This window comes from Psychrobacter sp. CCUG 69069 (assembly GCF_021023115.1).
GTDB lineage: Bacteria > Pseudomonadota > Gammaproteobacteria > Pseudomonadales > Moraxellaceae > Psychrobacter > Psychrobacter namhaensis.
This window is the reverse complement of the sequence record NZ_QQAI01000028.1, coordinates 1-12,946: the sequence shown is the minus strand read 5'-3', so window position 1 is coordinate 12,946 and position 12,946 is coordinate 1. Positions and strand designations below refer to the sequence as shown.

At 42.8% G+C, this 12,946-nt stretch carries 12 protein-coding genes, 1 pseudogene and 1 other annotated feature; of the genes and pseudogenes, 12 read left to right on the top strand and 1 reads right to left on the bottom strand.

The genetic code is table 11. The features are described from left to right. The 12 genes from DVY93_RS12095 to DVY93_RS12040 form a co-directional block, all read left to right on the top strand. The coding region (locus tag DVY93_RS12095; RefSeq protein WP_230711004.1) for a multicopper oxidase domain-containing protein at positions 1-1,022 on the top strand (1,022 nt) is incomplete at its 5' end. 22 nt (positions 1,023-1,044) lie between these two features. Continuing rightward, complete coding sequence (locus tag DVY93_RS12090; RefSeq protein WP_230711001.1) at positions 1,045-2,043, top strand: copper resistance protein B; 999 nt, start codon at positions 1,045-1,047, stop codon at positions 2,041-2,043. A 57-nt stretch (positions 2,044-2,100) separates the two neighbouring features. After that, positions 2,101-2,565 carry a DUF305 domain-containing protein gene (locus DVY93_RS12085; RefSeq protein WP_226945083.1) on the top strand — a complete coding sequence of 155 codons (465 nt, stop codon included), beginning with the start codon at positions 2,101-2,103 and terminating at the stop codon, positions 2,563-2,565. Between the two features lie 290 nt (positions 2,566-2,855). Continuing rightward, on the top strand, positions 2,856-5,492 hold the full coding sequence (locus DVY93_RS12080; protein ID WP_230710998.1) for a copper-transporting P-type ATPase: 2,637 nt from the start codon (positions 2,856-2,858) through the stop codon (positions 5,490-5,492). Positions 5,493-5,576: 84 nt separating this feature from the next. After that, the gene (gene tatA, locus DVY93_RS12075; protein WP_011959992.1) at positions 5,577-5,861 is read left to right on the top strand and encodes a Sec-independent protein translocase subunit TatA; all 285 of its coding nucleotides are present in this window, start codon (positions 5,577-5,579) and stop codon (positions 5,859-5,861) included. Positions 5,862-5,916: 55 nt separating this feature from the next. Next, positions 5,917-6,303 carry a Sec-independent protein translocase protein TatB gene (tatB, locus tag DVY93_RS12070; RefSeq protein WP_192992010.1) on the top strand — a complete coding sequence of 129 codons (387 nt, stop codon included), beginning with the start codon at positions 5,917-5,919 and terminating at the stop codon, positions 6,301-6,303. Beyond that, a complete protein-coding gene (tatC, locus tag DVY93_RS12065) occupies positions 6,300-7,133 on the top strand; it encodes a twin-arginine translocase subunit TatC (protein WP_025645697.1) in 834 nt (277 codons plus the stop codon). The genes tatB and tatC overlap by 4 nt, the downstream gene beginning before the upstream one ends. Positions 7,134-7,308: 175 nt before the next feature. Continuing rightward, entirely contained in the window at positions 7,309-8,601 is a 1,293-nt protein-coding gene (locus tag DVY93_RS12060) for a hypothetical protein (RefSeq protein ID WP_071001775.1), read from the top strand. A gap of 101 nt (positions 8,602-8,702) precedes the next feature. Further along, a complete protein-coding gene (locus DVY93_RS12055) occupies positions 8,703-9,032 on the top strand; it encodes a DUF6122 family protein (RefSeq protein ID WP_226945081.1) in 330 nt (109 codons plus the stop codon). A 124-nt stretch (positions 9,033-9,156) separates the two neighbouring features. Continuing rightward, positions 9,157-9,579: an ion channel gene (locus DVY93_RS12050; RefSeq protein ID WP_201611663.1), complete on the top strand. Its 423-nt coding sequence runs from the start codon at positions 9,157-9,159 to the stop codon at positions 9,577-9,579. Positions 9,580-9,705: 126 nt separating this feature from the next. Then, on the top strand, positions 9,706-11,190 hold the full coding sequence (locus DVY93_RS12045) for a leucine-rich repeat domain-containing protein (RefSeq protein ID WP_201600860.1): 1,485 nt from the start codon (positions 9,706-9,708) through the stop codon (positions 11,188-11,190). 370 nt (positions 11,191-11,560) lie between these two features. Then, positions 11,561-12,780 (top strand): IS3 family transposase gene (locus DVY93_RS12040; RefSeq protein WP_442966524.1). Its coding sequence is split into 2 segments (ribosomal slippage): positions 11,561-11,846 and positions 11,846-12,780, totalling 1,221 coding nucleotides; the frame shifts between segments, so codons are not numbered across the junction. Then, positions 11,836-11,952: a sequence feature (AL1L pseudoknot), on the top strand. (Overlaps the previous gene by 117 nt.) A gap of 39 nt (positions 12,781-12,819) precedes the next feature. Here DVY93_RS12040 and DVY93_RS12035 read toward each other — a convergent pair. Then, positions 12,820-12,946, bottom strand: a pseudogene (locus DVY93_RS12035) (IS3 family transposase); the annotation flags it as partial.

The window sequence follows — 12,946 nt, the reverse complement described above, 5'->3', positions numbered from 1 at the left end:
TTGCCGCTACGGATCTTGAGGCGGCTTATGATAAACGTAAAATGTGGAACCAGATGCGCATGATGCCGACTGATTTTACTGATTTATCTGGTGAGACCACGTTTACTTATCTTATGAATGGTAAAACGACAGCGGCGAATTGGTCGCAATTGGTCAAAACAGGTCAGCCGGTCAAACTACGCTTTATCAATGGCTCCGCGCAGACCATATTTGATGTGCGCATTCCAGGGCTCAAAATAAAAGTGGTCGGCACCGATGGTAATGATGTCGCGCCCGTTGATGTCGATGACTTCCGTATCGGTGTGGCTGAGACTTATGACGTCATCGTCACCCCAACCCGTGACGCGCATACCATATTTGCCCAAAACATCGATCGCACCGGCTTTGTCGCAACCACGCTTGCCACTAAAAGAGGCGCTCGCGCTGCCATACCTGCTATGGATGATGTTGAGTGGCTAACTATGTCCGATATGATGGGGGCTATGGGTGCTAATGGCTATGATGCCCGTCATGCTAAGACCGAATATGACTTTAAGACAGATATGCGCGTCGATAGTCCACGGATGAATCTCGATGATCCGGGTATTAATTTGCGTGATATTAATCGTAAGGTTTTAACCTATAACCAACTGCATTCTGTTGGCAATGAAATAATGGCCGAGCAGCGCAAGCCCACTCGAGAGATTGAAATACATCTAACCGGTAATATGGAGCGCTATATCTGGGCGTTAGACGGTATTATGTTTAAGGACGCATCGCCTGTTAATATCAAACCGGGCGAGCGTGTGCGTATTACCTTAGTCAATGACACTATGATGAACCACCCTATGCATCTGCATGGTATGTGGAGCGATTTGCGCACGCCTGATGGCGATTTTCAAGTTCGCAAACATACGATAATGGTGCAGCCAGCGCAAAAGATTAGTTTCGATGTCACAGGTGAGGCGGGGCGCTGGGCTTGGCATTGCCATCTGCTGTATCACATGGAAGCGGGCATGTTTCGAGAAGTTGCCGTCATTTAACCCTTTAAATATGAGCCTTATTATGAAAATGTATAAAGTAGGTCTACCGTTTATTGGCATATCATCTTTGCTGTTATTACTGTCACCTGTAGCAAATGCCGCTGACATGCCCGATATGGATCACGGCAACATGGATATGTCGAATATGGACATGTCGAACATGGATCACAGTGGCATGGATATGTCAGATATGGATATGTCGAGTATGGATCATAGTGGCATGGACATGTCAGGTATGGATCACAGTAGTATGGACATGTCAGGTATGGATCATAGCAGTATGAATATGGATATGTCTGGAATGCAAGGCGGCGAACCACCTCCTAATGCTCGTAGTCCCGACTACTCAAATGGTGTTGACTATGGACAGTATGGTAAACCGGTAATGATGGGTAGCTTACCGTTATGGGGTGTGTCAGTAGAAACTTTGGGCTATCAGTTTGAGAATGACCAAATCGATTTTGAAGCTGAAGGCTGGTACGGTACTGATAGTAATCGTGTCACTCTACGCAGTGAAGGTAGTGCTCAAACTAACGATGATAAAGAGATCGATAGTCTAAGCTCACTCGCTTATTGGAAGCCGCTCGGTATCTTCTGGAATGGAGAAGCGGGTATTGCTTATAATACTGAAAACGATAAGTCCGCAATCATGGCAGGCATTGCTGGTACGGCGCCGTACTTCGTTGAGACTGACGCAAGAGCTTATCTATATACTGATGGTCAAGTCCAGCTTGATCTTGGGGCAGCGTACGAGTGGCGCTTAGATCAGCGTTGGGTGGTCAGACCAGAGCTGGAGCTGACTGCCTTTAGTAAAGATGATACCGATAACGGTATTACTAAAGGATTTAATGAGTTTGAAGCTGAAGTTAGGCTGGCTTATGAGACATTCAGTCGTCAGCTAGCGCCTTATGTTGGTTTCAGCTACGAGAGCGCCTTGGGTGATGCGCGAGACTTACGTCGTCAAGAGGACGAAGACGTTGATTCTAATAGTCTGACTGCTGGTGTGATGTTTTGGTTCTAAGATTGTACATTGTGAGTTGATAAAGGAATTAATAACATATTTTTATAGGGGGATAATATGAATAACAACAAAAATCAGATGAATCCATATGTGAAATTTACCCTAATGATTTTAACATCCACAGTGGTGATGTTTATCATGATGTATTTTAACACCTATCAGTGGGATCATATTTACTTTAGTGAAACCCGAGCTTATATGGCGCTGTATATGGGCGCGGTAATGGCAATTATCATGCTCGCCTTTATGACCAATATGTATAAAAAAACCAAGATAAACTTGATGGTTTATGGGGTTAGCGTAGTTTTATTTGCCTTTGGTCTTTGGGGCGTACGCTCTCAGCAAACGGTCGACCAAGTTGACTGGATGCAAGCGATGATTCCGCATCACTCCATTGCTATCTTAACTAGTGAGCGTGCTGATATTGAAGACCCACGTGTACGTCAATTGGCTGATGAAATTATCGAAGCCCAAAGACGTGAAATCGGTGAGATGCAGCAGCTGATTGATGACTTGGAGTAAGTACTAAAAAGTAAGGAGTAATTCTTGTGATGCATGGCATGATGAATGGATCAATGATGCAGGGTATGGGTTAGGGCATGATGATTATCTGCGTCGTCATCGCGCTATTGTTTCTCGCTCTATTAGTATTAGCTGTTATGGCTCTTTTTAAGTATTTGCGTAAACCAAATTAAGTTTTGATAGTTGCTTAAATCCTATACTTAGTTGTCAATAATTAATCTGTTAACACTAACATAATAATAATCATTAAATATTAAAGTTAGAAGTTAAAAGTAAGGGAGTAATAGACGATGTCAAAATCTGTAAAAGATGGTCAGTACGACAAAGTACCCAAAAATTATCAAGGTACAGTCTATATCTGCCCCATGCATCCTGAGGTTCGTGATGTTGAAGCTAGTGATTGTCCGATATGCGGCATGTTTCTTAAACATGAAGACGAAGTAGCTAACTCAAGCGATGATAAAGACAACCATACACAGGGTCACAGCGCCAATTCAACTAATAACAGCAACGCCGAAGCAAAAGTCATCGAGGGCAGCAATTACAATAAAGTGCCAGCAGATTATGATGGTACGATTTACATTTGTCCTATGCACTCCGAGGTTAGAGATACTGAAAAAAGCGACTGTCCAATATGCGGTATGTTTCTTAAACCTGAAAATGAGGTCGCTGGTTTAAGAGATGATCAAGCAAGCAACAATGAAGACATTCATGCGCATTGTCATGGAAATCATACTAAAAGCGGCGAAGTAAAATCAGTCAAAGGCGGCAAATACGACAAAGTGCCAGCAAATTATACTGGCACCGTCTATATCTGTCCTATGCATCCTGAAGTTAGAGACGTTGAAAATAGTGGCTGTCCGATATGCGGCATGGCGTTAGAACCCGAAACGGTAACGGTGGGTGAGGAAGATACGTCAGAGCTTGACGATATGACGCGGCGCTTTTGGATTTGTACCGTACTGACCATTCCGCTTTTTCTTTATGCCATGAGCGATATGGTCGGTATCAATCTGCATACTATTGGTGAGTACGATATCTCCTCACAAGTGGCGCAGTGGATACAATTAGCATTAGCAACGCCAGTGGTCATTTGGGGCGCGGCTCCATTCTTTGTACGCGGTTGGCAATCGATAAAAAGCCGCAATCTTAATATGTTCACTTTAATAGCCATAGGGGTTGGCGCCGCTTATGGGTTTAGTATTGTGGCTACCTTCTTCCCTGATATTTTCCCCGATAGCTTTAGAGATTCTGCAGGTCAAGTTGGGGTTTATTATGAAGCCGCCGCAGTTATTACTACCTTAGTGTTGTTAGGCCAAGTGTTGGAACTCAAAGCCAGAAGTCAAACCTCAGGTGCGATTCGAGCGCTACTTGAGCTGGCACCGCCAACCGCGAGACGAGTGGATGAGAGTGGCGCTGAGGTAGAAGTTGCTCTAGAAGAAGTGGTCAGTGGTGATAAACTGCGCGTCAAACCCGGTGAAAAACTTCCCGTAGATGGCATGGTCATTGAGGGTAGTAGTAATGTTGATGAGTCGATGGTCACCGGTGAGCCGCTTGCTGTCGCTAAAGTATCAGGCGATCCGGTTACGGGTGGCACCGTTAATGGTACTGGCACCTTATTAGTTGAAGCGGTCAATGTCGGTGACGACACGGTGTTATCCAAAATCGTCAAAATGGTCGCTGAAGCTCAACGTAGTCGTGCCCCAATACAAAAAATCGTTGATCAAGTCGCAGGTTGGTTCGTGCCGATTGTGCTTGTTTGCTCAATCCTAACTTTTATCGTTTGGGCCATCTTTGGCCCCGTTCCCGCCATGGCGTTTGCTATCGTTAACGCTATCGCCGTACTTATTATCGCTTGCCCTTGTGCGCTTGGATTGGCAACGCCTATGTCTATTATGGTCGGCACAGGCATGGGCGCGCAAAATGGCGTCCTTATCAAAAACGCTGAAGCGCTTGAGAGCATGGAAAAAGTCGATACTATCGTTGTTGACAAGACTGGCACATTAACCGCTGGTAAACCTGAGCTGACCGCGATCGAGGCGCTGGCAGGTCAAGATAAAGATGAGTTTTTGGCTCTCGTCGCCGCAGTAGAGACGGCTAGCGAACATCCTTTAGCAGAAGCTATCGTGAGAGCTGCTAAGGACAAGTCGCTTATTATCCCTAACGCTACGGACTTTAATTCAACGACGGGTGAGGGCGTACAAGCGCTAGTTAATGGCACGCAAGTCGCTATCGGTAACTCAAAACTGATGCAGAGCTTAAACAGTTTTGATAGTGAGTTATCAAGTAAAGCCGATATTCGTAGAAAAGAGGGCGAAACGGTGATGTTCGTCGCTATAGATGGCAAAGCGGCTGGGATAATATCAGTCGCTGACCCGATCAAGCCAAGCACCGCCGATGCGATAAAACTGCTCCATGGTGCCGGTTTAAAAGTCGTCATGCTAACGGGTGATAATGAAAAAACCGCGCAAGCGGTCGCTAATAAGTTAGGCATCGATGACGTCCATGCCGATGTCTCACCAGAAGATAAAAACCGTATCGTCAAAGAGATGCAAGATGGCGGCAAAATAGTGGCTATGGCGGGAGACGGTATCAATGATGCGCCAGCACTAGCGCAGGCGAATGTCGGTATCGCTATGGGTACGGGAACTGATGTGGCGATGGAGAGTGCTAGCGTGACTCTCGTCAAAGGCGATCTGATGGGTATAGCCAAAGCCCATAAGCTGAGCCGCTCAACGATGCGGAATATCAGACAGAATTTGTTTTTTGCCTTTATTTATAATGCCATCGGCGTACCCATTGCCGCAGGCGTGCTTTATCCTGCCTTTGGTTTACTACTAAGCCCGATGATAGCAGCAGCGGCGATGAGCTTATCGTCAGTATCGGTGATTGGTAATGCGCTTAGATTACGGCGGCTAGATTTGTAATGTAAATGTTATAAATTGACCACTAAAGCTAAAGCACAACGACGAGTATAGAGCATTTTAAAAACTAGGAATAAGGATAATATTATGGGCAGCTTTTCTATTACACATTGGCTGATTTTATTGGTCGTAGTGGTGGTCGTATTTGGTACTGCCAAGCTTAAAAATGCAGGTAAAGATTTAGGCGGTGCGGTGAAGGGTTTTAAAGAAGCGGTCAAAGATGAAGAACCCGAGAATGCTCGCAAAAATCATGTGCTTAGCCATGAAAATAGTACGCCAGCTGCAAGTAATGATTTAAATACGCGTGTAGGTAATCAGGCTGATGATATGGAAATCAGCCCTATTTCCACTGATGACCAGCCTAAAGTATGAAGCGCGCCGCTTATAAATAGCGGCACTAAGTAGTCTATTAATATATGTGACTGTTATGTTTGATATTGGGTTTTCCGAATTACTCTTGTTTGGCGTCATTGCTTTAATCGTATTGGGCCCAGAAAAACTACCACAAGCTGCACGTACCGCTGGGCAATGGTATGCCAAATTGCGTCGCACGATTTCAACCTTACAGTCTGATATAGAGTCTGAGCTTGATTTGGCTGAGACACGAAAACAGATGCAAGATGAGCTGGCAAAGATTCGTCAGACTGAGACAGACATGCGGCGTGAGTTAGCCGAGATGCGCGGTAGTATGGATAAGTTTGAAAACTCGCAAAACCAAAGCTTAGATACTTCCTATCAGTCAAACACTCCTCAGCAGCAAAATCATCAGCCAGATACTTCCTCTTCTTCAGCTATAGAGAAGGGGGATAAATGAGCTTATTTAAGCGCCAAAAAAGTCGCCAAAGAAAGTTAGCAAATACAGATGCTAAGGCGTCAGATGCTACCCATAATGTTGAGACTGATAATGTGCTGAATGTGCTTAGCGACATGCCTATTACTGAGCATTTGATTGAATTACGCAAGCATCTCATCAAAATATGCGTAGCCGTTTTGATCGTCTTCTTAGCATTGGTAGGGTTTTCGCGTGAGCTCTACAATCTTTTATCAGACCCTCTGGTTGCGCAGCTGCCTGCGAATTCGACTATGATTGCTACTGATATTACCTCGAACTTTATGGCACCTATTCGCTTGACGATTTTCGTTGCTGCCTTTGTAGTGATGCCGTATATTCTGTATCAAATTTGGTCATTTATAGCGCCTGGATTATATAAAAAAGAGAAAAAAATCACTATTCCAGTGCTGATATCTTCGATATTCCTATTTTATTCTGGTGTCGCTTTTGCCTACTTTGTGGTACTCAAAGGCGTATTGAAGTTCTTTATTTTATTCGCTCCGCAAAACGTTATACCTATGACCGATATCGACAGTTATTTAAGCTTTGCGCTAAAGTTATTTATGGTATTTGGACTCACTTTTGAGATTCCAGTGGTTACTTTATTATTGATAATGGTCGGTATCATATCCACTCAGAGTCTAGAGAGTAAGCGCCGATATATCATCGTCGGTTGTTTTGCTGTGTCAGCGGTAGTCACACCGCCCGATGGGGTGTCAATGCTATTGCTCGCGATTCCAATGTGGCTACTGTTCGAGTTAGGTTTGTTTTTAGCGAAAGTACTCATTAAAGAAGAGCGTAAAACCGTATAACCTTGCAAAGTAGCTAATTTATAAACTAGATATATTGCAAATTAAGTATCTTGCAAAATGACTATTTCGTAAAGTAACTATAAAAACAACCTTATCTTAAACATTTAAGACACTTTTTTTATTTTGGCTGTCCCTTAAACCCTATCAGTACATTCAACTTAGTAATGAGATTTAAATGGAATCCCTAATTAATAATAAAAACAAAACGAATGATAATCTGGCAAATCAGCTTAATCAAGAGTGCTATTGCCGTACTTTAGATCGTAAAGCGCTTAATAACAGCCTGCAAGATCAATTAGTAAACACAAGAGATAATCCACTAGGAGCCAATGAGCTTAATAAGCTGTTTTCAGCGACACCGGTGTTCGTCCCTAAGACAGAGATAGAAGCAATGGTGCGAATCATCGCAGCTATTGAGTCGACTGCTAGACTACCGTCATATCAACAGCAAGTACTGTCGTGGGCACCCAATATCGCGGCTTTCGATCCGGGGCCAATAGGGGCCTTTATGGGTTATGACTTTCACTTAGGGAGCGATGACCCCAAGCTTATTGAGATCAATACCAATGCTGGAGGCGCATTTTTAAACGTAGCACTTGCCCGCGCACAAAAACACTGCTGTCGCCCCTCAGAGCAAAGTGTTGCTACTACTAAAATGCTTGATGGGTTTGAAGAAGCGGTCGCTAATATGTTCATACAAGAATGGCAGCGACAATCGGCAACTAGCATGCCCAATCGCATTGCTATTGTGGATAATGAGCCCAAAAGCCAGTTCATGTATTTGGAGTTTCAGCTGGCCTGCCAACTACTTCAAGCTAAAGGCATTGATACCGTTATACTCGATCCGTCTGAGCTTAACTATGCTGATGGTGTACTGACAGCTCATAGCAAGCCCATTGATATGATCTATAATCGGTTAGTCGATTTCGCCTTTGAAAACCCCAACCACGCCGTGCTTAAAAGTGCCTATTTAGAGGGTGCGGTAGTAGTAACCCCCAATCCGCATGCCCATGCTATATTCGCTAATAAGCGCAACCTGACTTTACTATCCGATACGCAAACTTTGCAGTCGTGGGGACTAGGTGATGATGATGCAGAATATCTAAAAAAGTCAGTACCAACTACCAGAATGGTTACAAAAGAGGATGCAGCAGAATTATGGCGTACTCGGAGACAATTGTTTTTTAAGCCAGTAGCTGGTTATGGTAGTAAGGGCGTTTACCGTGGCAGCAAGATTACCCGCCGCGTATTCGAGACTATTTTAGATGAAAGCTATATTGCGCAGACCTTTATCCCTGCTACAGAGCGATCAATAAAGATTGATGATGTGGTGACGACTAGAAAGGTAGATATACGTCTTTATACCTATGCAGGACAGCTGCTACTAACTGCTGGGCGTATCTATCAAGGCCAAGCGACTAACTTTCGCACACCAGGGGGTGGCTTTGCGCCTGTTTTTCAAGTCTGAACATAGCATGAACATGTAGCTTTGGCTTCTTAAGTAACGTTTACTAGTTTAATTATTCTGCATACCAACTTATCAATAAAACATCATGCTGAATTGGAAAGATGATGATCCAAACCGTTATCCACTACTTCCTGCATTTTGGCATGCCGTTGATTATTGCCTATACTTTTTTTCGTGATGATTACAAACGAGTATATTTGATTCTTTTAGCAACCATGCTGGTAGATTTAGATCACTTGCTAGCAACACCTGTTTTCTTACCTGATCGCTGTAGTATTAATTTTCATCCATTACATACTTACTATGCAATGGCAGTTTATGCGGCTATGCTATTTCTACCAAAGCCCTATAGAATAATTGGTCTAGGATTGTTACTACATATGCTGACTGATTCAAATGACTGCGTAATGACCTATCTGAATAGACTCTAGTGCTTATGCGTAGTCGTTAGCTATAGTGAAAAAATTATACAGGATTAGTTAAAATAAATAGGGTAATCTTCCTTTAATGTCGTTCCTTCCTCAAAAAGGATAAAAAGTGATTCTGGCAATTATAATGGCAGCGATTCTAATCGCTGTCTGCACAGCAATACATTATGGCGTATTAAAATTCTCGTCACAGTTTGTGACGCCGTCGCGCCATCCGGGACACTGCCTTGGGGTCGCAGTTGCCTCAATCGTGCTGGCTCATATCCTTGAGGCACTGCTTTATGCGACTGGCTTTTGGGTTGCTGTGCATAACTTTCAGGTTGGTGACCTCGTCTCGTCCTCATCCAACGGCAGTGCCTCCCTTACCTTTATGGACTACTTTTACTTCTCGCTAGTTAACTACACAACGCTTGGGCGAGGTGACCTCATGCCTAACGGACATCTTCGATTTATGACCGCGATGGAGGCCTTCCATGGTTTCCTACTGATTACAATGTCCGGAACCTTTGTGCTGCAGATCATGAATGGTAAAAAACCCCTTGCAAATTAGCTAAAGACTATTTAGCTAAAGACTATCTCGACTATGTGTAGCATAGGGCTGCATAAACCTATGTCAGGATACTAACGTTATTCTGGCATAAGAAAAATAGTTCAAGTTGTTATAAGGAATAAAGCTATGAATCCAAACAATAATAACTACCATCAGGACATTCATCAGTCTGATACTTCTAATAAAACATTAAATACTAATGACAACTGGATTGAGAAAATATGGGCGTGGGCAGATGAGTTTGAGCTCAAGCATTCTGAAATTCCTCGTAATAAAGAATCACTGTTAGCCCTAAAAAAGCTAGAGATCTTAGAGCCTGAACATGATGAGCAACACTCAAAAGACGTCTATAGAATAGCCTATCTACCCGATGAGCTTACCAACCTTACAAATCTAGTAGATATAACTATCAGTGGCATATGTTCAAGTCATTTACTGCCCAATATCGGTAAGCTCACTAATCTAACCAAACTGTCTATTAGTCACTCTAAACTTGTCGCATTACCTGAGAGCATCGGGCAACTGAGTTATCTTACTGAACTCTTTATTGATCAAAGTGAACTCGAAGCGCTACCTGATAGTATTGGACAACTTCATAACCTTACTAAGATGTTCATTGGTCGCTGTCAGATTCAATGTTTACCTGACAGCATTGGACAGCTTACTAAGCTTACGGTACTTGATATAGTTCACTGTGAGATTGAAGAACTGCCTGACAGCATAGGGCAGCTTATTAACCTCGCTAAGCTTTTTATTAGTTATTGCCCGCTCAAGCACTTGCCTGACAGCATAGGGCAACTCAAAAATTTAAATGACCTTGATCTTATTAACTGTGATCTCAAAGACCTACCTAGTAGTATTGGACAGCTTACCAACCTCAACAAGCTTTATATTAATCGTTGTCGTATTAAAGAGTTGCCCGCTAGCGTTGGACAACTGAGCAGTCTTACAGAGCTTTTTATTACTCATTGTGAGCTTGAAGAGCTACCTGATAGCATAGGCCAGCTTTTGAGCTTAACTCACCTTGACCTGCTTCACCTTGAACTAACGGAGCTACCCGATAGCTTTGGACACCTCATTAACCTTGCTGAGCTTAATATTATCAACTGTAAACTTAAAGTATTGCCTGATAGCATCGGACAGCTCGTTAACTTAACTAAGCTCAATTTTAATCACTCTAAGCTTGAAGTCCTACCTGATAGCATAGGGCAGCTTATTAGCTTAACTGAGCTTTTTATTAGTCATGGCAAGTTTGACAAGCTACCTGATAGCGTAGGTCAACTTACTAATCTAGAGAAGCTTTATATTAACCATTGTAGCCTCAAAGAGCTGCCTGAAATCATAGGGCAACTTAAGAGTCTGACTGAGTTTTTTATCAGTTATTGTAAATTGGGCAAGCTACCTAATAGTATTGGTGAGCTTAATAATCTTGTTAAGCTTGAGCTTGTTTATTGTAATCTTAGAAACCTGCCAGATAATTTTACACAGCTGAATAGTTTGAGATGTATCAATCTTACTGGTAATCCTCTTGATAGGCTTTCTCCGAGGGTGAAATGTTATTTACGTTCTATTGATACAGTCTACGGTTGGGATAAACAATCATACTCTTAGCGGTTGTGCGATATTCACATCATACTCTTAGCAAACTTCAAACCCTAATATTAACAACCTCACCTGAGTAAAATATCAATTTAAACGAAGGCTACTAACGCTATATATAGCATAGTGTTAGTAGCCTTTTTTAATGTCTCAAATGCACAAAATATAAGCGCATATATACCATGAAGTAAGATTTATAGCCCCTCAATAGTTGAGTTTTTGACATCTAACAAATTATGATTTCGCTCGTAGAAATTCATCAAATCCTCATTAATAATGACAGTGTGGATTCCTGATAAGATTATTATTGGAGAATAACTTAGCACACACATTGAACCGCCCCGGTATTGTCGGAGACTTAACATTCTGAGAGAATACGACAATGAAAAGACAAACCTACACTCCTGAAATGAAAGAGCGCGCCGTCCGTATGCTAATTGAAGCTAAAGACGATTACCCATCCACCTGGTCAGCCATCAAAGCCATAGCGCCAAAGATAGGTTGCACGCCTGAGACCCTACGATCATGGCATAAAAAGCACATTGATAAAACCATTCCTGCAAAGATTCAAGCTCAAAGCCAAGCCGAGCGCATCAAAGAGCTTGAACGTGAGAACAAAGAATTAAAACAAGCCAATGAGATCATAAGGAAAGCAGCCGCTTTTTTCGCCCAGGCGGAAATAGACCGCAAACCTTAGTGATGGTTCAATTCATCGACGAGAATAAATCTATTTATGGCATTCCAGCTATTTGTAGAGTCTTGCCGATTGCCCCATCCACATACTATCGTACCAAAGACTTAAACGACAATCCGGAGAAGCGTTCACAGCGTAGTCAGCATGACGATTTCTATCTAAATGAAATCAAACGTATTTGGAAGGACAGCAAATGCCGTTATGGTACTCGTAAAGTCTGGCAACAGTTGAAAGCAGAGGGTATACATCCTGCACGCTGCACTGTAGAGCGTTTAATGCGTCAGCATGGAATGCAGGGTATTTGGCGAGGTAAAGGTAAGATAACGACTAAGTCTCGTGACGATCAAAAGCGTGCTGATGATTTGGTTAATCGTAACTTTAATGCCCATCGCCCTAACCAACTATGGGTTGCTGATTTTACCTATATAAAGACACTGAGTGGCTGGGTATATACCGCCTTTATCATTGATGTATTTGCTCGCGCTATCGTTGGCTGGAAAGTATCAGATCGTATGAACACTGATATGGTGATGGCAGCACTAAACCAAGCCATTGCAGACAGAAACCATCCTAAAGATGTCATTCATCATAGTGATCGCGGCGTTCAGTACTTATCAATTCGCTATACTGATAAGATGGCTGATTCTGGCGTCATTGCATCTGTTGGCACGACAGGTGATTCATACGATAATGCGTTGGCTGAAACGGTTAACGGACTTTATAAAACGGAGATGATTGAATATTTAAAACAGCAGTGGCGGGATGCGTGTGATGTTGAATTAGCAACCCTTGAATGGGTCGATTGGTTTAACAAAACTCGCACTCATAGTACGATTAGTTATGTGTCGCCTTTTGAGTTTGAGAGACGATACTATGATAGTTTTATTGAGTCAGACAAAGCTGCCTGACTCAAGCAATCAAGTCTCCGATATAGTCGGGGCGGTTCAATCACTGTGATGAATCACATCTTTGGGATAGTTTCTATCTGCTATTGCTTGATTTAACGCCGCCATCACCATATCTGTGTTCATACGATTAGATACTTTCCAGCCCACAATAGCGCGAGCAAACACA

Bases quoted from the DNA above. Each gene is read 5' to 3' on its own strand.
- DVY93_RS12090 (WP_230711001.1), top strand. From the start codon at position 1,045: ATGAAAATGTATAAAGTAGGTCTACCGTTTATTGGCATATCATCTTTG.
- tatC (WP_025645697.1), top strand. From the start codon at position 6,300: ATGAGCTTATTTAAGCGCCAAAAAAGTCGCCAAAGAAAGTTAGCAAAT.
- DVY93_RS12045 (WP_201600860.1), top strand. From the start codon at position 9,706: ATGAATCCAAACAATAATAACTACCATCAGGACATTCATCAGTCTGAT.
- DVY93_RS12055 (WP_226945081.1), top strand. From the start codon at position 8,703: ATGATGATCCAAACCGTTATCCACTACTTCCTGCATTTTGGCATGCCG.
- DVY93_RS12050 (WP_201611663.1), top strand. From the start codon at position 9,157: ATGGCAGCGATTCTAATCGCTGTCTGCACAGCAATACATTATGGCGTA.
- tatA (WP_011959992.1), top strand. From the start codon at position 5,577: ATGGGCAGCTTTTCTATTACACATTGGCTGATTTTATTGGTCGTAGTG.
- DVY93_RS12060 (WP_071001775.1), top strand. From the start codon at position 7,309: ATGGAATCCCTAATTAATAATAAAAACAAAACGAATGATAATCTGGCA.
- DVY93_RS12085 (WP_226945083.1), top strand. From the start codon at position 2,101: ATGAATAACAACAAAAATCAGATGAATCCATATGTGAAATTTACCCTA.
- DVY93_RS12080 (WP_230710998.1), top strand. From the start codon at position 2,856: ATGTCAAAATCTGTAAAAGATGGTCAGTACGACAAAGTACCCAAAAAT.
- tatB (WP_192992010.1), top strand. From the start codon at position 5,917: ATGTTTGATATTGGGTTTTCCGAATTACTCTTGTTTGGCGTCATTGCT.